This is a genomic window from Gordonia amarae NBRC 15530, from assembly GCF_000241345.1.
Taxonomy (GTDB): Bacteria; Actinomycetota; Actinomycetes; order Mycobacteriales; family Mycobacteriaceae; genus Gordonia; species Gordonia amarae.
In genome coordinates this window covers 1-20,776 of record NZ_BAED01000009.1, presented here as the reverse complement: position 1 = coordinate 20,776, position 20,776 = coordinate 1, and the positions used below count along the sequence as shown (strand labels likewise).

Genomic DNA, 20,776 nt, shown 5'->3' with positions numbered 1-20,776 from the left:
GGCGCCGTGCGGAGCAGCCCCCGTTCGGCTTGGTGAATGAGTAGATGCGAGAAAAGTCATGAGCAGTGAGCGAATCGAAGAAGCGCGGCGTGACTCCGGGACCCGGCCGCGGACGCTGGCCGAAAAGGTCTGGGACGACCACGTTGTCGTGCGCGGCGAGGTCGACGACGCGGGCAACCGCAATCCGGACCTGATCTACATCGACCTGCACCTCGTGCACGAGGTGACCAGTCCCCAGGCGTTCGATGGTCTACGGACGGCCGGCCGGCCGCTGCGGCGCGTGGACCTGACCATCGCGACCGAGGATCACAACGTTCCCACGGTCGACATCGACAAACCGATCGCCGACGAGGTCTCCCGCCTGCAGGTCGACACGTTGCGCCGCAACTGCGAGGAGTTCGGTGTTCGCCTGTACCCGATGGGAAACCGGGAACAGGGCATCGTGCACGTCGTCGGTCCGCAGCTCGGCCTCACCCAGCCCGGCATGACGGTGGTCTGCGGTGACAGCCACACCTCCACGCATGGGGCGTTCGGCGCCATCGCCATGGGTATCGGCACCTCCGAGGTCGAGCACGTGATGGCGACCCAGACGTTGTCGCTCAAACCGTTCCGCACCATGGCCATCAACGTCGAGGGCGAACTCGGTCCCGGCGTCACCAGCAAGGACCTGATCCTGGCCGTCATTGCCAAGATCGGTACCGGCGGCGGTCAGGGCTATGTGCTGGAGTACCGCGGCCCGGCCATCGAGAAGCTGTCGATGGAAGCCCGGATGACCATCTGCAACATGTCGATCGAGGCCGGTGCCCGTGCCGGCATGATCGCGCCGGACGAGACCACCTACGAATACCTCAAGGGCCGCGATCACGCGCCGCAGGGCGAGGACTGGGACGCCGCTGTGGCGTACTGGGATTCGCTGCGTACCGATCCCGACGCACAGTTCGACGCCGAGGTGCACATCAACGCCTCCGAGCTGACCCCGTTTGTGACCTGGGGCACCAACCCGGGTCAGGGTGCGCCGCTTGGGGATCGGGTGCCCGACCCCGCGCTCATCCCGGACGAGAACGAGTCGCTCGCCGCGGCGAAGGCCCTGGACTACATGGGCCTGGAAGCGGGGACTCCGCTGCGCGAGGTCAAGATCGACACCGTGTTCGTCGGTTCGTGCACCAACGGCCGCATCGAGGATCTGCGCGCGGTCGCCGGAATCCTCAAGGGGCGCCACGTCGCCGACGGCATGCGGATGCTGATCGTGCCGGGTTCGATGCGGGTGCGGGCGCAGGCCGAAGACGAGGGTCTCGGTGAGATCTTCACCGCAGCTGGGGCCGAATGGCGTCAGGCGGGCTGCTCGATGTGCCTCGGGATGAACCCCGACCAGCTCGCACCGGGGGAGCGCTGCGCGTCGACCTCCAACCGCAACTTCGAAGGGCGACAGGGCAAGGGCGGCCGGACACACCTGGTGTCACCGCTGGTGGCCGCCGCCACCGCGGTGCGCGGCACGCTCGCCGCACCGGCCGATCTGGCCTGACCGCAGCCTTTCCCGAACTCGTTAGACAACCGAAAGCTTTGACATGCAACCTTTTATCACCCACACCGGCATCGGTGTGCCGCTGCGCCGCAGCAACGTCGACACCGACCAGATCATCCCCGCCGTGTACCTCAAGCGGGTCACCCGGACCGGGTTCGAGGACGGACTGTTCGCCGGCTGGCGTGCCGACCCCGACTTCATCCTGAACAACGAACCTTGGAGCCGCGGTTCGGTTCTGGTCGCCGGCCCCGACTTCGGCACCGGCTCCTCCCGTGAGCACGCGGTGTGGGCGCTGTCCGACTTCGGCTTTCGGGTGGTCATCTCCTCCCGCTTCGCGGACATCTTCCGCGGCAACGCCGGCAAGGCGGGTCTGGTGGCCGCACAGGTCGAGCAGTCCGATGTGGAACTCCTGTGGAAGCGTCTGGAGCAGGAGCCCGGTCTGGAACTGACCGTGAGCCTTGAGGATAAGACGGTGACCGCCGGAGACCTCGTGGTGCCGTTGGCGATTGATGACTACACCCGGTGGCGTCTGATGGAGGGTCTGGACGACATCGGTCTGACATTGCGCCAGGTAGAAGCGATTTCCGCGTACGAGAAGTCGCGTCCGTCGTGGAAGCCGACGACGCTGCGGCCCTGAGCTGAGCGCCTCGGGTGTGGCACCTTCGGGTGCCATACCCGAGGGTCTTGAACGCGGTTTCCGGTAAGCCGCACACCCCTTGATCTTTCGGGACACGCCTCACTAATTCGTGTGGAAGATGGACCTTTTCGGTTCTGACGTTTACCGTGTGTGGTTAGCTGACCATATTCCCATGGTTCACAACGGCTTGCGGAGGTATCCCCATGAACAAGGCAGAGCTCATTGACGAGCTGACCAAGAAGCTCGACGCGGATCGTAAGACCGCCACCGAGGCGGTGGAACTGGTCGTCGACACGATCGTGCGCGCCGTCCATCGCGGCGAGAGCGTCACCATCACCGGCTTCGGCGTCTTCGAGAAGCGCAAGCGCGCACCGCGTGTGGCCCGTAACCCGCGCACCGGCGAGACCGTGAAGGTTCGCGCCACCTCGGTCCCGGCCTTCCGTCCCGGCGCGCAGTTCAAGGCCGTCGTCGCCGGAAAGCAGAAGCTTTCGGCCAACGGCCCGGCCGTCAAGCGCGGCAGTGCGGCCAGCACCGCGGCAGCGAAGAAGGCCGCCGCGGCGAAGAAGACCACCGCGGCGAAGAAGACCACCACCGCGGCCAAGAAGACCACTGCGGCAGCGGCGAAGAAGACCACCGCGGCGGCGAAGAAGACCACTACGGCGGCAGCGGCCAAGAAGACCACCGCCGCGAAGAAGACCACCACCGCGGCCAAGAAGACCACCGCAGCGGCGAAGAAGACGACCGCGGCCAAGAAGACCACCGCGGCCAAGAAGGCGCCGGCCAAGACCACTCGCCGCACCGCCCGCTGATCACAGCCCTGGTCTGAATACGTCAGCCCCTTCCTGCCTCCGACGGACTTCCCCCGTCGGGGGCAGGACCATGTCAGGGTAGGGGCCGCGTCAGCGCAGGTATGTGTTCAGGGGGCAGGGGTCGGGGTCATCGAAGACACAGCGCCCGAGGCGAACCCGTCGGGCGCACGATCGGCACCTGGCAGGGGGCTGTCAAAGTAGTCGGCCGACACCAGATTCCGGCCGTCGAGGGTCAATACCCACACGCTGCCCTTGTGATTGCCGACATCGGGCAGGGCGATCTCGCTGAGCCGTGCCCATTCGGCAAGCAGTGGCGGCACCACCTTGCCCTGGCTGCACACCGCATGGACATGCTTACGGTCGGTGGCGATCTCGGTGATGCGGGCGAGCGCCGCATCGGGACCGGTGCGGTAGCTTTCCTCCGACAGCGTGGGCTCGTCCCGAACCGGGACATTCAGGCGTTCGGCGAGCGGTTCGAGGGTTTGCCTGCAGCGCAGCCGATCCGCGGCGTGCAGCTGCTGCGCCCCGAAAGCCGCCAGCAGTGCCGTCATCGCCGCTGCCTGCTCGCGCCCGGTGCCGTCGAGGGGCCGCATCCGGTCGTCGCCCGTGTACTCCGACCGGCTGCCGGCCTTCGCATGACGCACCAGCAGCAGGGTGTGCAGATCGGCGGGGAGCCGGGCGAACTCGTCGAGCACCTCCCGGTCGAGCCGGTAACTGAGGCGTTCGCGCGCGGTGCCGACCGGGAACCAGCACACCCGGTCGACCTCGTGATTGGGTTCGAAGGAGCCTGAGATCGCGTGTGCCGACCAGTAGCGGACCCGTTTGTCGTCACCCTTGGGCAGTCGGTAACCGACGTCGCGCAGCCAACGTCCGAGGTGCACAACGTAACCGGTTTCCTCGGCGAGTTCACGGACCGCGGTGTCGGCGAGCGTCTCACCGTGGTTGAGCTTGCCCTTGGGCAGTGACCAGTCGTCGTAGCGGGGCCGGTGCACCAGCCCCACCTCGACGGGCCGGTCCCCGGAACCCTTGCGCCACAGCACGCCCCCGGCGGCCCACACGGGTGTGGTGTTCTTCGACATGGCGGCTCAGGCGGACCGTTCGGGCCTGCGCCGGTGCCGCTTGATCATCTGCAGCTGATGGTCGCGGACTTCCTCACCCGCAGCGGGGGAGGCCACCCAGCTGCCGTCCGACTGCAACGCCCAGCATCGGGTGCGGGCGTCGAAGGCGGACTCGAACATGTCCCGGATCTCGGCGACCGAGTGCGCGTCGCGCACCTGCACCATCACCTCGACGCGGCGGTCGAGATTGCGGTGCATCATGTCGGCCGACCCGATCCAGTATTCGTTCGCGGCGCCGAAATGCAGGATGCGCGAATGTTCCAGGAACTGGCCGAGAATGGAGCGCACGACGATGTTGTCGCTGATCCCCGGCATGCCGGGCCGCAGCGCGCAGATGCCCCGGACCATCACCTCGACGGGCACGCCGGCCTGCGAGGCACGGTAGAGCGCGTCGATGATCTGCTCGTCGACCAGGGCGTTGGCCTTCAACTGCACCCGGGCGCGCTCGTCGCCGGCCCGGCCCCGCTCGATCTCGACATTGATGCGGTCGATGATGCCCGACCGGATCCCGTTCGGCGCCACCAGGATGTTGCGGTACTCGGTCTTGCGGGAGTAGCCGGTGAGCGTATTGAACAGGTCGGTGAGGTCGGCGCCCACATCCGGTGCGGCCGTGAACAGGCCCATGTCTTCATACAGGCGGGCTGTCTTGGGATTGTAGTTTCCGGTGCCGATGTGGCAGTAGCGTTTGATCGTCGAGCCCTCGCGGCGCACCACAAGGCAGGTCTTGCAGTGGGTTTTGAGTCCGACGAGACCGTACACGACGTGCACGCCCGCCTGTTCGAGTTTGCGGGCCCAGCGGATATTGGCCTGTTCGTCGAAGCGGGCCTTCAGCTCCACCAGCGCCACAACCTGTTTGCCGGCCTCCGCGGCGTCGATGAGCGCGTTGACGATCGGCGAATCGCCCGATGCGCCGGACGTGCGGTACAGGGTTTGCTTGATGGCCAGCACCTGCGGGTCGGCCGCGGCCTGCTCGATGAACCGCTGGACGCTGGTGGAGAACGAGTCGTACGGGTGGTGGACCAGGACGTCGCCCTCATTGAGCGTGGCGAAGATACTGCGCGGTGTCTCGCGCTCGCCGAAGGCGGGGTGGGTGGCGGGAACGAACGGGCGGTCCTTCAACTGAGGACGGTCGACGCCGTAGATTTCGAACAGCGCGGTCAGATCGAGCAGGCCGGGCACCTGGATCACGTCGGCGGGGTTGACATCGAGCTCACGAAGCAGGAGTTCGAGCATGTGCTCGCTCATGTCGTCGGCCACCTCGAGCCGCACCGGGGAGCCGAAACGCCTGCGGGCGAGCTCCCGTTCGAGGGCCTGCAGCAGATCCTCGTCGCGGTCCTCGTCGACCTCGAAATCGGCGTTGCGGGTGACGCGGAACGCGTGACAGTCGGCGATCTCCATGCCAGGGAACAGGTGCTCGAGGTTGGCCGCGATCAACCGTTCGGTGGGCAGGAAGACAGCCTTCGCGGGCACCTCGTCCGAGGCGTCGGGATCGGGGATCAGGTCGTCGACACGGACGAATCGCTTCACATTGTCGGGCACCTTCACACGCGCGAAGTGCTCGGGGCCCTCAGGTGAATCCCGCACCGTCACAGCAAGGTTCAGGCTCAGGCTGCTGATGTAGGGGAACGGGTGGGCAGGGTCGACGGCCAGCGGGGTGAGCACGGGGAACACCTCCTCGTGGAAGTGTTCCACGAGGCGTTCGCGCTGCTGTGGCGACAGGTCCTTCCAGCCGACCACATGAATGTTGTTCTCCGCCAACTCCGGTTGCACCATGTCGAGGAACACGCGCGCATGCCGGTCGGCGATGGTCTGGGTGCGTCCGGCGATGCGCTGCAACTGTTCCCGCGGTGACAGGCCGTCCGCCGAACGCACCGACAGCCCGGTCTCGTCGCGACGTTTGAGGCCGGCCACGCGCACCATGAAGAACTCGTCGAGATTCGACGCGAAAATCGCCAGGAACTTGGCCCGCTCCAGCAGCGGCTGCGACGTGTCCTCGGCGAGCGCCAGCACCCTGGAGTTGAAGTCCAGCCAACTCAATTCCCGGTTGAGGTAACGATCGTCGGGGAGATCGGTGAGTTCATCGGGACTGAGCGTCGCCGCCGGCGGTGCTCCGGGGATCGAGGTCACCGCACCGTCCACGGGTGCGGAGGGAAGTGTGTTGACGCTGTCGGGGCTTGCGGTGTCGTCGGCAGGGCTCACCTGTCAATCATGACGCATCCGCGCGCGGGGCGGCGTGCGGTGGGTGAACTTTGTCCGGCGTCGGCGGCACTGTGGTCACCCGGCAGGTCACCGACGACCGCGGCGGTGCGCTCACCCACCCCGAGTTCGAGGGCCGCGTCCAGATCGTCGGCGGTGTCGACATCGTTGCGCAGACCCGCCCAGAGGGTATGTGCCGGATCGAGTTCGGTGAGGCCGTCACGGCGGTGCAGTGCGGCGGAATCAGGACCGAAGCGGGTCGGTGTGGCCAGGTCGGCGTCGCGGACGAGCAGTGCGGTTCCGTCGCCGCGGCGATCGGCGACGAAGGCCTGGCGGTACGGTGCGGCCGCGGCCAGGGCCGCGCGGAGCTGGGTGCCGGTGGCGGCGGGCAGGTCTGCCTGGACGAGAGCGACGCGCCGCACCTCTGGCCAGCGCCGGCGGGCGGCGGCGATCCCGTCGGCCATCGCGCGGTTGAGTCCGCCGGGGCCGTCGCCGTCTTCGCGCACTCCCGCCGCGCCGCAGGCCGCCGCCTCCTCGAGGACCGCAGGGTCGGGCGAGATCACCAGGACCCGGGTGCAGCCGGCCGCGTGGATCGCGGCGATGGTGTCGGCGAGCATCGCGGTCACGAGTGCGCGCCTGCGCTCGTCATCCCAGCCGGTGAGGCGGGACTTGGCGCCGGCCAGGGATTTCACGGCCAGGATCGCGCCGGCTGGCAAGGTCATGGCCTCCATCATGGCCGACACCGCGCGGGTCCGCGACGGCGCCGCCCGGACCGAACGGACCGCGCGCAGATGTCCGCCCGGTCCCCGGCGTCCGGCGGCTACTGTGTCGGTAGGTATGGCGGGGCCGGAATCCGGCTCCGCCCGAACGTGTGTGGACCGGCGAGAGGACATCGTGTGCGTGCCGTGGTGATGGGATCCGGATCGTGGGGGACGGCGACCGCGAAAGTGCTGGTCGACGCGGGGGTCGACACCACGATGTGGGCACGCCGCCCGGAGCTGGCCGAGGCCGTCAACGCCTCGCACACCAACCCCGACTATCTGCAGGGGATCGTGCTGCCCGAGACGCTGACCGCGACGTCGTCAGTCTCTGAGGCGCTTGCGGGCGCCGAGATCGTCGTGTGCGCGGTGCCGTCGCAGTCACTGCGCGCCAACCTCGCCCACTGGCGTGAGTACCTGCAGCCCACCGCGTCTCTGGTGTCGCTGGCCAAAGGCGTCGAGACCAGCACGCTGCTGCGGATGACCGAGGTGATCGGTGAGGTCAGCGGTTTCCCGGCCGAGCAGATCGCCGTCCTCAGCGGCCCCAATCTGGCCCGCGAGGTGGCCGAGCAACAGCCCGCCGCGACTGTGATCGCCTGCTCCGACGAGGAACGCGCCAAGCAACTGCAGGTCGCGTTCTCCACAGGCTACTTCCGGCCGTACACCAACACCGACGTCGTGGGCGTCGAGATCGGCGGTGCCGTCAAGAATGTGATCGCGCTGGCATGCGGCATGGCCGGCGGCATGGGTTTCGGCATGAACACGCTCGCCACCATCATCACGCGGGGTCTGGCCGAGACCATCCGGCTCGGGCTCGCGCTCGGCGCGCAGCCCGAGACCTTCGCGGGCCTGGCCGGCATCGGCGATCTCGTCGCCACCTGCTCGTCGCCGCTGTCGCGCAACCGTACCTTCGGCGCCAAGCTGGGGGAGGGGGCGACTATGGAGGAGGCGCAGGCGGCCACCAACGGGCAGGTTGCCGAGGGGGTCAAGTCGTGTGTCTCGGTGCGGGCGCTCGCCCAGAAGTACGGGGTGGAGATGCCGCTGACCGACGCGGTGGCGGCGGTGTGCCACGAGGGGATGTCGACCCGCGAGGCGGGTGTCTTCCTGCTCGGCCGCAGCCGCAAGCCGGAGACCTACGGCCACCCCACCGCCTGATCGGCCGGGGCGCCCCCGCACTCAGCCGAACTCGAGCGGGGCCACAGGCAACGCCTTGCTGATGGCCGTGGAGACGTCGGTGATGGGCGCGTTGCCGGCGGTGATCGGGAGCCACAGCGCCACATAGGGGCGGCGGTCGACGGCCACGTACGCCTGACCGGAGCCCTCCCGGGTGTCGGTCATGAACCACTGCACCGGGTTGACCACCTGCAGGGCGCTGGTGGGTGCGAGATCCTTGGGCCGCTCCACCCCGCACCGCACGATGATGTCACCGTCGTCACTGGTGTAGCGGACGATCCCGTCGCCGGTCTTCTTGTCGGAGAACCCGTCGAAGCGTTCGGGCAGGGCGGCGACCAGCTTCGCGCAGTCGGGCGAATCAGACTGCGGCGCGGCGAGCGACTCGACCGGATTCGATTCGCCGTCGGGTTTGAGGGCCGCCACCACGACGAAGAACGTCAGCACCATCACCGGAATGGCGATGAGGGTGGCCACGAGCGCCGGGCTGAGGCGCCGCGGTTCCCGGTCGTGGGACGTGATTGCCGGGCTGGATTTCTCCGGCCCCGATGTGGACGCGTGGCCGCCTTCGCTCACCGGGCCGTCGTCGGGCTGCTCGGATCCAGAGTCGTTCACAACCGTCAAGGCTAAACGCGCCGCGGGCGGGCTGCTCCGGCGCGGGTGCGGCCGTGGTCTGCCGATCGCACCATCGACCGGGTCAGCGTGCGCCGACGACCGGGCAGGTCAGGGTCCGGGTGATGCCGTCGACCTTCTGGATCTGCGGCACGATGTCGTCGGTGAGCCTGGTCGCATCGGTGGTTTCGACGCGAACGATCACGTCGTAGGGGCCGCTGACCTCCTCGGATGAGGACACTCCACTGATCTGTGCGATCGCCGCGGCGGCCAGTGCGGCCCGCCCCACCTCGGTCTGGATCAGGATGTATGCCTGGACCACTCGCGTCCTCCGTCTTCTGCCGGCACCAGGGTACCGGCGCTGTGTCCGACCGACGGCGCCGTGGTGACCACCCGGCACCGGCAGCATTGCCGCCATGGCATGACGCCGGTACGCGCTGTACCGACCCTTACACTGTCGCCATATTGTCACTGACAACGCAGGTGTGCGCGACTCAAGCGCGCCGGCGAGGAGAAGCTGTGGAATCTTCCGTTCCCGGCCGGAGCACGTCCCGGCCGGTCGGCCGGACTGTCGGTGACGTGGGCGAACGGGCCGTACTCGCCGAACTGATCGGTGCCGTCGACGAGTCTGCCGCCCGGGGCGCCGGCGCGTCCGATATCACTGTCGTGGGTACCGGCGACGACGCCGCCGTCTTCGCCGCGTCGGGCGACACCGCCATCAGCACCGACACGATCGTTGAGGGGCGGCACTTCCGGCTCGACCTGTCGTCGCCCCGGGAGATCGGTGCGCGGGCGGTGGTGCAGTCGGTCGCCGACGTCGCCGCGATGGGTGCGCGGATCACCGGGGTCGTGGTGTCGATCGCGGTCCCTGGGTCGACGGACGTGGCGGTGGTGACGGAGATCAACCGCGGTATCGCCGGAGCCGCCCGCGACCTGGGTGCGGTCGTGCTCGGCGGTGATCTGGTCGCCGCGAGCCAGATTGTCATCACGGTGACCGCGCTCGGCGCGATGGACGGCCGTGCACCCGTGCTCCTCGGCGGTGCCCGGCCCGGAGACACGCTGGCGGTCAGCGGGCCGCTGGGCGCGTCGGCGGCGGGGCTGGCGATCCTTCTGTCCGGCCGCCCCGGACCGCGCGAGACCTTTCCTGCTTTCGTGTCCGCGTTCCGCGTCCCCGGCCCGGACCTGGCACAGGGGGTGGTCGCGGCCCGGGCAGGCGCACGGGCGATGACAGATATCTCCGACGGCCTGATCGAGGAACTGATCACCCTCGCGGATAAGTCGGGTGTCTCGGTGGCCGTCGATTCGGGGTCCGTGCCCAGGCCGGCCGGTCTCGCCGAGGCGGCCGCCGCACTCGGGGTCGATGCGACCGACTGGGTGCTCGCGGGCGGTGAGGACCACCAATTGCTGGCCGCGTTCGCGCAGCCTGGGCAGGTACCTGACGGCTGGACCGTCATCGGCGAGGTCCACCCTCCCGGCCACGGAGTTGTCGTCGACGGTGTGTCCGCGGGGGCGGTGCGGGGCTGGCAGTCGTTCGGGCCGGGAGCCCAGGAGTGACGGGAGCCCAGGAGGTGCCGGGAGCCTAGGAACCGAGTGAGCGGTCTCGATGGTTAGATCGTGGACATGGCGATCTATGCACTCGGCGACCGCGAACCCGTTCTGGGTAAGGACGCGTACGTTCACCCCGACGCGACCGTGATCGGCGCGGTGACCCTCGGCGACGGCGTGTCGGTGTGGCCGGGCGCGGTCCTGCGCGGCGACTACGGCAACATCACCATCGGCGCCCGCAGCAACATTCAGGACGGCACCGTCATCCACTGCACGATGGTCGACGCCACCGTGATCGGTGAGGGCTGCGTCGTCGGCCACAACGCCCACATCGAAGGGGCGACGATCGGCGACGACGTCCTCATCGCCTCCGGCTCGATCGTGCTCAACGGCTCGGTGATCGGTGACGGCGCGATCGTCGGTGCGGGTGCGGTGATCCCCTTCGGCTTCACCGTCGGCCCGCGCGAGATGGCGCTGGGGGTGCCGGCGAAGATCAGGCAGGGCTACGAGGTGCCGGAAGGGCATCTGACGCTGAACGCCGATATGTACTACGAGAACGCCCAGTTCTACCGCAACGAGCTCAGGAGACTTGATTGAGCCCGAAACCCCTGTCGGAGCTGATCGATCCGGGGTGGGCGGAGGCGCTGGCCCCCGTTGAGCCGCTGGTGACGCAGATGGGCCAGTTCCTTCGGGACGAGGTCGCGGCCGGTCGTAAGTACCTGCCGGCGGGTGCGAATGTGTTGCGCGCCTTCACCTATCCGTTCGACGACGTGCGGGTGCTGATCGTCGGGCAGGACCCGTATCCGACGCCGGGGCACGCTGTGGGCCTGAGCTTCTCTGTGGCGCCTGAGGTTTCGCCGATCCCGCGGTCGCTGTCCAACATCTACACCGAATACTGCCAGGACCTCGGCTATCCGATGCCCGCAAACGGCGATCTCACGCCGTGGGCGAGCAACGGCGTGCTGCTCCTCAACAGGGTGCTCACTGTGCAGCCCGGCGAACCCGGTTCGCACCGCAAGAAGGGCTGGGAGCAGGTCACCGAGTGCGCCATCAAAGCCCTCGTCGCGCGCGAGGGCGAGCCGTTGGTGGCGATCCTGTGGGGCCGGGACGCGCAAAGCCTGGAGGAGTGGCTGCCGGATGTGCCGGTGATCAAGTCCGTGCACCCGTCGCCGTTGTCCGCCAGTCGCGGGTTCTTCGGCTCCCGGCCCTTCAGCAAGGCCAACGAGGCGCTGGAGGACCTGGGGGCCGATCCCGTCGACTGGCGGCTGCCGTAGGCGTCAGCCCCAGTTGGGCTTGCGCTTGCCGACGAACGCGTCGACGCCCTCGATGCCTTCGGGCTGTCCGCTCAGGACAGAGATGGACCGGGCTTCGGCGTTGAGCTGGTCGCTGAGCGAATTGCCGACGGACGCGCTGAGCAGTTTGCGCGTGGCCCTGATCGACTTCGCCGGTCCGGCGGCCAGTTTGTGGGCGCGTTCGAGGGCCACAGCATCTACCTGGTCGTCGTCGACGATCTCTGACAGGATGCCCCAGGCGAGAGCCTCGTCGGCGGTGACGGTGCGGTTGGTGAGGATGACATTGCGGGCGCGGGCAGCACCGATCGCGCGCGGCAACGTCCAGCTCATGCCGCCGTCGGGAGACAGGCCGATGCCACCGTACGCGGGCTGGAGTTTGGTGGACGGTCCCCCGATGACGATGTCGCCGTGCAGCACGAAGCTCATACCGACGCCCGCGGCCCACTTCTTGGCGGCGACGACCACGGGGATGTCGGCTTCGTAGATGGCGCGGACGAAGGCGTGCGCGTCGTCTGCGAGGCCGCGCAGGAAAGCGGGACGGTCGTCGGCGGCGGCGAAGGCGCGGACATTGCCGCCGGCGCAGAAATTGGGGCCATGGCCGATGAGCAGCAGGACCCGGGCGTCGCGGTCGCCGCGGGCGATGGCCTGCAGGGCGGCTGTTCCGTCGAGAACGGTGTCGCGGGACATCGCGGTACCGGCCCCGGGATCGGAGACGGGGACGATCAGGACGTGACCGTCCTGTGTGACGAGGCTGCCCGACGGGGCGTCTGTGGTTGCGGTCATAGCGAGAACACTATCCCGGACACACAACGACCCGGCCGTCGGGCACGAGCGAATGCTCGGTCGGCGGCCGGGTCGTGTTGTCGGCAAACGCAAACATCGACGGCCCGCCCACGAGGTGTGGGCGACCGCCGATGTCGGTCAGCTCAGGCTAGACGGTGGTCTTGCCGGCCTTCAGGCATGAGGTGCAGACGTTCTTGCGCTTGCGGTTGCCCGGGGCGACCTCGACGCGAACGGACTGGATGTTCGGGTTCCACCGACGGTTGGTGCGACGGTGTGAGTGCGAGACGGACTTGCCGAAGCCCGGGCCCTTGCCGCAGATATCGCAGACGGCAGCCATGTTCGAACTCCCTTTGTTAGATGAATGGTCGGTGTTCCTGCCTCGGGCGCATCTACGGTGAAGACACCGTGAACGTCGCAAGGCAACCCTGCAAGAATAGCCGGACTGCCTCGCCGGGACAAAATCGGCCGGTTGGCAGCGTCTTGTGAGAGCCGCTACGCTGGCTCGAAGCGGACTACGGTCCGTTTGTTTGGTCGGGACTACTGTCGACGAGATTGGGAGAACACAGTGCTCGGAATCAACAGCGGCGCCCACCTGGTGGCGCGCGTCATCCTCGGCTACATCTTCGTGATGCACGGCTGGCAGAAGCTGTCCACCAACGGCATCGACGCCACCAAAGGCATGTTCGACCAGATGGGCGTGCCGGCTCCCGACCTGGCCGCGTACTACGCCACCTGGGTCGAGCTCATCGGCGGCGTTCTCCTGATCGTCGGGCTCGCCCTCCCGCTCGTGGCGATCCTGCTCATCGCCGACATGATCGGCGCCATCTTCTACGCCCACATCGACCATGGCCTCTGGTCCATGAACGGTGGCTACGAGTTCCCGCTCGCCCTCATCGCCGGTCTCATCGCCGTCGGCTTCGTCAAGTCCGGCCCCGCCGCCATCGACCACTACATCCTGCCGAGCCGACGGGCGCAGGTGAGCTGACCGGCGCGCAGACATCTATTCGGAAGGAGGTGCCGGTATTTGGCACCGGCATTCCGAATAGATTGCGCGTAAAGGTATTACCCGGCCAACCGTGCGTCGAGGAGTTCGACGATGCGGGGCCACGAGACCACCTTGCGGAACGCCCCGCATTGCGACGCCGGGTTGGAACCGGACTCGGCGGAGCGTTCGATCGCGGTGCGGCAGGTGTCCGGGTTCTCGCCCAGTGCCTCGGCCAGCCACAGCAATCCAGGTGCGCACTTGAACCGGCCGTAGAACGCCTTCGAACTGGTCGTCGGCTTCTGGCGGTTGTAGTAGCCACGGCCGGAGTATTCCTCAAGCCAGCCGGCGATATGCTCGCGCTGTGAACTGTACGGGGCCGAACTTGAGTAGGGGCCTTCATATTCGTCGGTGACCGGCTGGCGAGCCGGCAACGAGAGGATGAGATCCCGGAGATCGTCGACGGGCAGGTTCGCGGTCTGTGCAAGCTTGCGGCGCATGGCCGTTCGTTGGGTTTCGGTCAGTTCGGTGACGTCGTCGACGGTCATGTCTTCCTCGATAAATTCGTCGGCCAGGTCCCAGTCGTTGATCCTCTCGAAGAGGAAGTTCACCAATTCACCGGTGTCTGCCGGGCGCAGTGCGGCATCTCCTTCGAGAATGCCGGTCCGGGACCGGTCGATGGTCCATTCGCCGTTCCGGTAGGCCGACACGACGACGATCGCCTGACCGACCGGGTCGCCGTCCTGATCGACGCGGCGGGCCGTCAGGGTGCACTCATGGTCATCGCCGACGAGACGGTTCTTCACCTCGACATCGAATCCGGAAAGAACCGCCACCAGGCGGACGTCATAGAACTCGTCGGAGTGCCGGGCGTGAACGAGATGGTCGGTTTCCGCCTCGATGATCTGGTCGACGGTACCGCCGGCGTGGCGCGCGTCGTGTTCGGCACGGATGCGCCGATCCTGCTGTGGATCGCCGGAATCGGCGAAGTCCCAGTCGTTGATGTTGGAGCCGATGCGACGAATGAGAGTGGTGATCGGCGTCCGGCGGACGGCCACTTCGACTCCCACCGCGGCATCGGGCAGCGTGCCGGTGCCCTGCGGGATCATCGTCCAACCTGCACCGTGGTACTCGGCCATCCCGATGATGTACTCGGAGCCGTGCAGTTCGCCGTCGGCTGTAACCCGGTGAACGACAGTCTGGTACGTGAGACCGCCGTCGTCGAGCAGTCGGCTGGAGATGTCGACGTTGTAGCCGGCGACAAACGCCAGACCCTGAAGGTTCACGAGGTGGTCGGGCAGGCAATACCGTGCCAGGTGCCGTAGCGGGTCGCCTGCGAAGTCCTCGTCCAAGTCGGTGATACGCGGTGCTTTCGTGCTCATCGCTGAGTCCTCCTGTGCGGTGAGGTGTGCGGAACATGTTCCGGTGTAGATGAATTGGTACCGAAGACGCGCACGGCGGAGATGGATGCCGATCTCGGACTCTCCCTGTCGGCGCTGCGCGGCCGGTCAGTAGTCGCGGTCGCGACGACCGGTCTTACGGTTCTTCTGGTGGTACATGTCGCGCGTACGCTTGGACATTCGCGACGAACTCGAATCCATCGACGCGTCGAACATCTGCTTGACGTTGTCGATTTCCGAACGGTATCGGTCGGCTTCGGCAGCAGGCGCCGCTGAGACCGCCTCGTCGAGTATGTGTGAGGTCATCGCCAGGTACCGGCGTCCGGTGAGCATGTCGCCCTCCTCGAACGCCTGAGACGCCTTGAGAACGCCGGCCTGGGCGTCGTGGAAGAGGCGTTCGGACTGCACCCGCGGGTCCCGGATCCGCCCGGACAACTCGTCGCCGGGTACGACGTTCACCGAAATCGGCAGTGTGACGGTGTGTTCGGTGAGAGTTGCCGTCTCGACGTAGGTCAGTTCGAATGTGGCGATCTGCGCCGGGCCGGATGTGCCGACATCCGAGAACCGCAATCGCAGAAGCAGTCGACGCTCCTCGGCCGCGTACAGGTCGCCCAACTCGGCCATCAACTTGCCGTCATCGAGCTGGTGCGTGGGGATGTCGTTGTACAGGGACACCTCCGACACCTCCGGTCCACAGGTGACCGTGAGCGTGACGGCCTGAGCGGCCTTGGACAGCAGACCGTCCACCTCACCGGCGATGGCCGCGCCGGCGGTGTCGGGGTCTGCGGCGAACACATGATTGCCGCTGCCCGCCCGCGCCAGAATCGACAGCAGCGTCTCGTCGTACCCCTCGCCGTAGCCGAGTGTCGAGGTCACCACACGCTCAGCTGCGGCCTTGGACGCGATTCCGGCGAACTCGCCGGCATCGCGGATGCCGGCGTTGACGTGCCCGTCGGACACCACCAGCATCGTCGCACCACCGGCCGGAACCGACGCGCGTTTGAGCTCGCGGAGCCCGCGCAGATATCCCGACGACAGGTCGGTGCAACCACCGGCCCGGATGCCCATGATCCGGTCGATCACGGCCTGCTTGTCGGTCAGCGGTGCCGCCGGCACCACGACCTGTGCCGAGTCGTCGAAGGTCACCACGCCGAATACATCCGACGGAGCCAGGCGCGCGACGGTGCCGGCCAGCGCTCGCTTGGCCCCTTCGAGAGGTGCCCCACCCATGGAGCCGCTGCGATCGAGAACGATCTGCAGGGCGCTCGCCGGCCGGTCGGTGGTGGCGGCGTCGGGTGCCTGCAACTCGAGCAGGACCGTCACCTCGTCGTCGCCTTCGCAGGCCACCAGGTCGACGTCGAGTGCTGCGGAGAACTTCATCTCGCGCTCCTTTCAGGGCGGTGGTCGGATGGGGCAACCGCTTGCCTCCCGACTCTGCGCAGAGCATTGCATCCGCCTACGACATTTCGGGCCTGAGCTGCGCGGGAGTCATCTCGACGGCATGATCGGCGGACGATCGCACCGGGCGCCTACAGATCGACGACGTAACCGGTCCGGCGCCGCCGCCACCAACAGGCAGGGTGCGGCGCATGCGCAGGTAGTCTCAGACCACCCGTCGGCAGCGACAGTGACCGACGGCCGGCAGATGGAGAGGTGCACCGATGACGACCCCGGACCGACCCCCGGTCGCCTCGGTGAATCCGCACGTGGTCCGCGACTGGGCCGATGCGTGCGTCGCGGGACTGGACGAGCTGCGGGGGGAGATCAACGACCTCAACGTCTTCCCGATCCCGGACTCGGACACAGGCAGCAACATGCTGTTCACGATGCGGGCCGCCGCCGACGCCGCGCGCACGACCCCCGACGACGCGAATCTGGCGGTGGTCACCCGCGCGATGGCCGACGGCGCGGTGTCGTCGGCACGTGGGAACTCGGGCATCATCCTGTCGCAGGTGCTGGTCGGTATCGCCGATGCGGCCGACGTGCTGATCGCCGATCCCGATTCGACGTTCAACCAGCTGTACTCGTCGGGGCTACGGCTCGCCGCGCGTGGGGCGATGCGGGCGGTCAGCAACCCTCGTGAGGGCACGGTGCTGACGGTGATCGCGGTGGCCGCGCAGACGGCCGCCGAGCACGTCGGCGATTCGCCGGCCGACCTGGCGCGGATCGTCGCCGACGAGACGGCCGAGGCCCTTGAACGGACACCCGAGCAGATGCCCGAGCTGGCGTCCGCGGGAGTGGTGGACGCCGGTGCGCGCGGTTTCCTAGTGCTCACCGACGCGCTGGTGGGCGTGCTGACCGGGGCGATGCAGCGGCGTCGCCGATATCGCGGGATTCTCACCGGCGGCGGGGAACCGGGCCATTCCGCCGACGAGGCGTGCGCGTCGTCGGATATGGACTACGAGGTGATGTTCTTGCTTGACGGCGCGGCCGGTGAACATGTGGCGACATTGCGGACCCGGCTCGATGAGATCGGCGACGCCGTGGTGATCGTCGGAGACAGCTCCGGCGATGCGGGAGAACGCTTCTCGGTTCACGTGCACACCAACGAACCCGGTCTGGCCGTGGAAGCAGGCATTGCCCGGGGCGTCCTGTCGGACATCCGGATCTCCTGCTTCGCGCTCGACGAGATCAAGAAGCAGACCGTCAACGACGGCCCACCGCCCCGGCACAAGCGTGCGGTGGTGGCGGTCGTGCACGGTGAGGGTGCCGCCGAACTGTTCGCCGAGGCGGGGGCGTCGGTGGTGCGTGCCGACGACGGCCTGACCCCGGACATGCTCGCCGACGCGATCCGAGCCACCGACAGCGCGCATGTGGTGGTGATGGCCAACGGTGCGATGTCCTCGCCCGACCTGGTGTCGGTGACGGCCGAACTGCGGTCCCCGCAGCGGTCGGTGGTGTCGCTGCCGACGCTGTCGATGACGCAATGCCTTGCGGCGCTTGCTGTTCACGATCCGTCCGAGTCGCCGGACGCCGATGCCTATGCGATGGCCGAGGCTGCCGCGGGTGCTCGCTGGGGTTCACTGGCCATCGCCGACACCAAGATGATGACGCTCGCCGGAACCTGCGAGGTGGGTGACATCCTCGGCCTCATCGGCAGCGACGTACTGGTCGTGGCCAACCAGCAGTCCGAGGCCGCCACGGCACTCGTCGATCTGATGCTGGCCACCGGCGGTGAGATGGTGACCGCCCTGGCAGGTGCGCAGATCGCCGACGACACCGTCGCGGTGATCGACGAACACCTGCGGCGGTCGTACCCTGGTGTCGAACTGCTCGTGTACCAGACCGGGCAGCAGGGCGATCTGATCCAGGTGGGAGTCGAATAGTGGTGTCGTTGCAGGACTCGCCGGGCGTCCTTCTCGATAAGAAGACCACCGCCGGTCTGGCCTCCCTCAACATCACCACCGTCGGTGAGTTGCTGCGCTATCCACCGCGCCGCTACATGCAGCAGGGCCACCTCGACCAGCGGGAACGCCTCGAAGCCGGTGAGTGGACCACCGTGGTCGGCACGATCACCGCCTCGCAGATGATCTCGATGAAACGTAAGCACGGCCAGTTCCTCAAGGTGGTGGTCGATGACGGCCATCAACGGGTCGAGGCCACGTTCTTCAATCCGCGGGCCATCCGCCGCGCCCTGCAGCCCGGAGCGCGGGTCATGTTGGCGGGCAAGGTGAAATACTTCCGGGAGCAGGTGCAGCTCTCGCATCCGCAGTGGGCGGTCATTCCCGACGGGGACGGGGACGCCGGCAAGGTCGTCGGGTCGGCGATGGCCGCCGAAATGTACACGGCCGACACCGAACTCGCCGAAGAAGGTCACGAGACAGCCGCGTTCGACCGGCCGATCATCCCGATGTACCCGGCCTCCAGCGAGATTCAGACCTGGACCATCTGGAATGCGGTCCGCCGTGTGCTCGCCCAGCTCCCGCCGCAACCCGATGTGCTCGACGATGCCTGGCGCCGGTCGCGTGGCCTGCTCACCGCCGACGAGGCGCTGCGCAAGATCCATCTGCCCGACACTGAGGACGACATCACCGCCGCGCGGGAACGGCTGAAGTTCGACGAGGCCCTCGCGATCCAGACGGTGCTGGCACAGCGACGGATCGCCGGCCATCGCGAACAGTCCGTGGCCTGCCCGCCGGTGTCCGATGGGCTGGAAGCCAAGCTGCTGCAACGCCTTCCGTTCGAACTCACCGACGGGCAGAAGGAAGTGGTGGCCGAGATCGGCGACGACCTGGCGAGCACCGCCCCGATGAGCAGGCTGCTGCAGGGCGAGGTCGGTTCGGGTAAGACTCTGGTCTCGCTGCTCACGATGCTCCGGGTGGTGGACAACGGCCATCAGTGCGTCCTCATGGCACCGACCGAAGTGCTTGCCGCACAGCATTACCGGACCATCCGGTCGATGCTCGGCGACCTCGCGGAGGCGGGGGAGCTGACCGCCGCAGAAGGCGCCACCAAGATCGCGCTACTCACCGGGTCGATGAAGACGAAGGGCAAGCGGCAGACGCTCCTGGATGTGGTGACCGGCGAGGCGGGCATCGTCATCGGCACCCACGCTCTCCTCGAGGAGAAGGTGAGCTTCTTCGACCTCGGCATGGTGGTGGTCGACGAACAGCACCGGTTCGGTGTGGAACAGCGTGATGTACTGCGGGGCCGCGGCAAAGATGGTGTGCACCCGCACTTTCTGGTGATGACGGCGACCCCGATCCCGCGTACGGTCGCGATGACCGCGTTCGGTGACCTCGACACCTCGACGCTGCGGGAACTGCCCCGCGGTCGGCAACCCATCAGCACCACCGTCGTGCCGATGGGCAGCAGCAAATGGGTGGACCGGGTGTGGGAGCGGGCCGCCGAGGAGATCGCCTCCGGCAGACAGGTGTACGTTGTCTGCTCACGCATCGGCGACGACGGCCCCGAGGAGGAACTGCGCAAGATCGAGGATGATCCGGCGCTGCGCACCACCTCGGTGCTCGACATGTTCGAGGAACTGTCGTCAGGGCCGCTCGGCGGGCACAGCATCGAGATGCTGCACGGGCGGATGCCGCCCGACGAGAAGAACTTCGTGATGGACCGCTTCGGCGCCGGTGACGTCGACATCGTCGTCTCCACCACCGTCATCGAAGTCGGCGTCGATGTTCCCAACGCCACCATGATGGTCATCATCGACGCCGACCGGTTCGGTGTGTCGCAGCTGCATCAGCTCCGCGGTCGTGTCGGCCGCGGAGAGCACGCCGGTCTGTGTCTGCTGCTGACCACGGCCAATCCGGTGTCGCAATCGATGGAACGCCTCAAGGCCGTCGCGGGATCCAACGACGGATTCGAACTCGCCCGCATCGACCTCCAGCAACGCCGCGAGGGCGACGTGCTCGGCTCGCTGCAGTCCGGCGGCAAATCCTCCCTGCACTTCCTGTCGCTCCTCGACGACGCCGACGTCATCGCCGACGCCCGTGAGCTCGCCGAAGAGGTTGTGTCCATGGACCTCCCGCTGGCCGACCACCGCCCTCTCGCCGACCTCGTTGACGGCATCCTGGCTCCCCAGAAGGTCGCCTACCTCGACAAGTCATAGTTACTCACGGTGCCGGCGGTGGCATCTTGGGGATCGTCAGTTTGGTGAAAGCGATTGCCTTCCGGCACAGTTCGGTGACCGGTGGGGGGGTGTGAAGTGCGAGTGACGGCAGTGTGCACTGGAGAGTGCGCAGACTTCACTGTCGTCATGCAAGTGAAGCGGTCGCGTGAGTTGACCAGGACCAAGCGTCCAGCGATGGTCAGATCGTAGGAAAGGGAGTACCACTTTCGGTCAAGTATATTTTCCTCGAAAGTCGGCTTGTTGCCTGTCGCCTGGTCGACGCCTCCCTGCGCATGTCCTGCATAGTCCCACATGCATCCCCGTGCGGTCTGGTGGTTTGCCAATGCCACGTCACGCACGGTAGATGGGTCGATACCGGCTCCGACGAG

General features: G+C 67.4%; 19 protein-coding genes. 10 read left to right on the top strand and 9 right to left on the bottom strand.

The features are described 5' to 3' along the window. Positions 1-58 precede the first annotated feature (58 nt). From leuC to GOAMR_RS02665, 3 genes are all read left to right on the top strand, one after another. Complete coding sequence (gene leuC / locus GOAMR_RS02675) at positions 59-1,522, top strand: 3-isopropylmalate dehydratase large subunit (protein ID WP_005182468.1); 1,464 nt, start codon at positions 59-61, stop codon at positions 1,520-1,522. Between the two features lie 43 nt (positions 1,523-1,565). Beyond that, positions 1,566-2,159 carry a 3-isopropylmalate dehydratase small subunit gene (gene leuD / locus GOAMR_RS02670; protein ID WP_005182466.1) on the top strand — a complete coding sequence of 198 codons (594 nt, stop codon included), beginning with the start codon at positions 1,566-1,568 and terminating at the stop codon, positions 2,157-2,159. Positions 2,160-2,362: 203 nt separating this feature from the next. Beyond that, on the top strand, positions 2,363-2,968 hold the full coding sequence (locus tag GOAMR_RS02665) for an HU family DNA-binding protein (protein ID WP_005182465.1): 606 nt from the start codon (positions 2,363-2,365) through the stop codon (positions 2,966-2,968). Between the two features lie 107 nt (positions 2,969-3,075). Here GOAMR_RS02665 and GOAMR_RS02660 read toward each other — a convergent pair whose 3' ends face one another. From GOAMR_RS02660 to cofC, 3 genes are read right to left on the bottom strand one after another with little or no spacing between them, the layout of a single operon-like run. Further along, positions 3,076-4,047 (bottom strand): NUDIX hydrolase, encoded by a 972-nt coding sequence (locus GOAMR_RS02660; protein WP_050942563.1) that lies wholly within the window; start codon positions 4,045-4,047, stop codon positions 3,076-3,078. 6 nt (positions 4,048-4,053) lie between these two features. Continuing rightward, a complete protein-coding gene (locus tag GOAMR_RS02655) occupies positions 4,054-6,285 on the bottom strand; it encodes an RNA degradosome polyphosphate kinase (protein ID WP_005182455.1) in 2,232 nt (743 codons plus the stop codon). Then, entirely contained in the window at positions 6,282-7,004 is a 723-nt protein-coding gene (gene cofC / locus GOAMR_RS02650) for a 2-phospho-L-lactate guanylyltransferase (protein WP_005182452.1), read from the bottom strand. The genes GOAMR_RS02655 and cofC overlap by 4 nt, the downstream gene beginning before the upstream one ends. Before the next feature lie 174 nt (positions 7,005-7,178). Here cofC and GOAMR_RS02645 point away from each other — a divergent pair, with 174 nt between their 5' ends. Next, positions 7,179-8,195: an NAD(P)H-dependent glycerol-3-phosphate dehydrogenase gene (locus tag GOAMR_RS02645; protein ID WP_005182449.1), complete on the top strand. Its 1,017-nt coding sequence runs from the start codon at positions 7,179-7,181 to the stop codon at positions 8,193-8,195. Between the two features lie 21 nt (positions 8,196-8,216). Here the strand turns inward: GOAMR_RS02645 and GOAMR_RS02640 are convergent, their stop codons facing one another. Together GOAMR_RS02640 and GOAMR_RS02635 are read right to left on the bottom strand one after the other, a co-directional pair. Then, entirely contained in the window at positions 8,217-8,825 is a 609-nt protein-coding gene (locus GOAMR_RS02640) for a DUF3515 domain-containing protein (RefSeq protein WP_005182446.1), read from the bottom strand. Positions 8,826-8,907: 82 nt separating this feature from the next. After that, entirely contained in the window at positions 8,908-9,144 is a 237-nt protein-coding gene (locus tag GOAMR_RS02635) for an Lrp/AsnC ligand binding domain-containing protein (protein ID WP_005182443.1), read from the bottom strand. A 197-nt stretch (positions 9,145-9,341) separates the two neighbouring features. On the opposite strand from GOAMR_RS02635, the gene GOAMR_RS02630 reads away from it, so the two are divergent. From GOAMR_RS02630 to GOAMR_RS02620, 3 genes are all read left to right on the top strand, one after another. Beyond that, complete coding sequence (locus tag GOAMR_RS02630; protein WP_005182441.1) at positions 9,342-10,376, top strand: thiamine-phosphate kinase; 1,035 nt, start codon at positions 9,342-9,344, stop codon at positions 10,374-10,376. Between the two features lie 66 nt (positions 10,377-10,442). Further along, positions 10,443-10,964, top strand: coding sequence for a gamma carbonic anhydrase family protein (locus GOAMR_RS02625; protein WP_005182438.1), 522 nt, complete (start codon positions 10,443-10,445; stop codon positions 10,962-10,964). Beyond that, a complete protein-coding gene (locus GOAMR_RS02620; protein WP_005182434.1) occupies positions 10,961-11,641 on the top strand; it encodes a uracil-DNA glycosylase in 681 nt (226 codons plus the stop codon). Before GOAMR_RS02625 ends, GOAMR_RS02620 begins: the two co-directional genes overlap by 4 nt. Positions 11,642-11,644: 3 nt before the next feature. Here GOAMR_RS02620 and GOAMR_RS02615 read toward each other — a convergent pair whose 3' ends face one another. Together GOAMR_RS02615 and rpmB are read right to left on the bottom strand one after the other, a co-directional pair. Then, positions 11,645-12,442 (bottom strand): enoyl-CoA hydratase/isomerase family protein, encoded by a 798-nt coding sequence (locus GOAMR_RS02615; protein WP_005182431.1) that lies wholly within the window; start codon positions 12,440-12,442, stop codon positions 11,645-11,647. Between the two features lie 148 nt (positions 12,443-12,590). Next, positions 12,591-12,779: a 50S ribosomal protein L28 gene (rpmB, locus tag GOAMR_RS02610; protein ID WP_005182428.1), complete on the bottom strand. Its 189-nt coding sequence runs from the start codon at positions 12,777-12,779 to the stop codon at positions 12,591-12,593. A gap of 228 nt (positions 12,780-13,007) precedes the next feature. On the opposite strand from rpmB, the gene GOAMR_RS02605 reads away from it, so the two are divergent. Next, positions 13,008-13,427, top strand: a complete 420-nt coding sequence (locus tag GOAMR_RS02605; RefSeq protein WP_005182427.1) for a DoxX family protein — start codon at positions 13,008-13,010, stop codon at positions 13,425-13,427. A 77-nt stretch (positions 13,428-13,504) separates the two neighbouring features. Here GOAMR_RS02605 and GOAMR_RS23445 read toward each other — a convergent pair whose 3' ends face one another. Both GOAMR_RS23445 and GOAMR_RS02595 read right to left on the bottom strand, forming a co-directional pair. Then, positions 13,505-14,806: a hypothetical protein gene (locus GOAMR_RS23445; RefSeq protein ID WP_005182426.1), complete on the bottom strand. Its 1,302-nt coding sequence runs from the start codon at positions 14,804-14,806 to the stop codon at positions 13,505-13,507. Between the two features lie 126 nt (positions 14,807-14,932). Then, entirely contained in the window at positions 14,933-16,204 is a 1,272-nt protein-coding gene (locus GOAMR_RS02595; RefSeq protein ID WP_005182424.1) for a vWA domain-containing protein, read from the bottom strand. A gap of 281 nt (positions 16,205-16,485) precedes the next feature. Here GOAMR_RS02595 and fakA point away from each other — a divergent pair, with 281 nt between their 5' ends. Next, positions 16,486-18,150 carry a DAK2 domain-containing protein gene (fakA, locus tag GOAMR_RS02590; RefSeq protein WP_005182422.1) on the top strand — a complete coding sequence of 555 codons (1,665 nt, stop codon included), beginning with the start codon at positions 16,486-16,488 and terminating at the stop codon, positions 18,148-18,150. After that, positions 18,150-20,387, top strand: coding sequence for an ATP-dependent DNA helicase RecG (gene recG, locus GOAMR_RS02585; protein ID WP_005182420.1), 2,238 nt, complete (start codon positions 18,150-18,152; stop codon positions 20,385-20,387). Before fakA ends, recG begins: the two co-directional genes overlap by 1 nt. Positions 20,388-20,776: the final 389 nt, after the last annotated feature.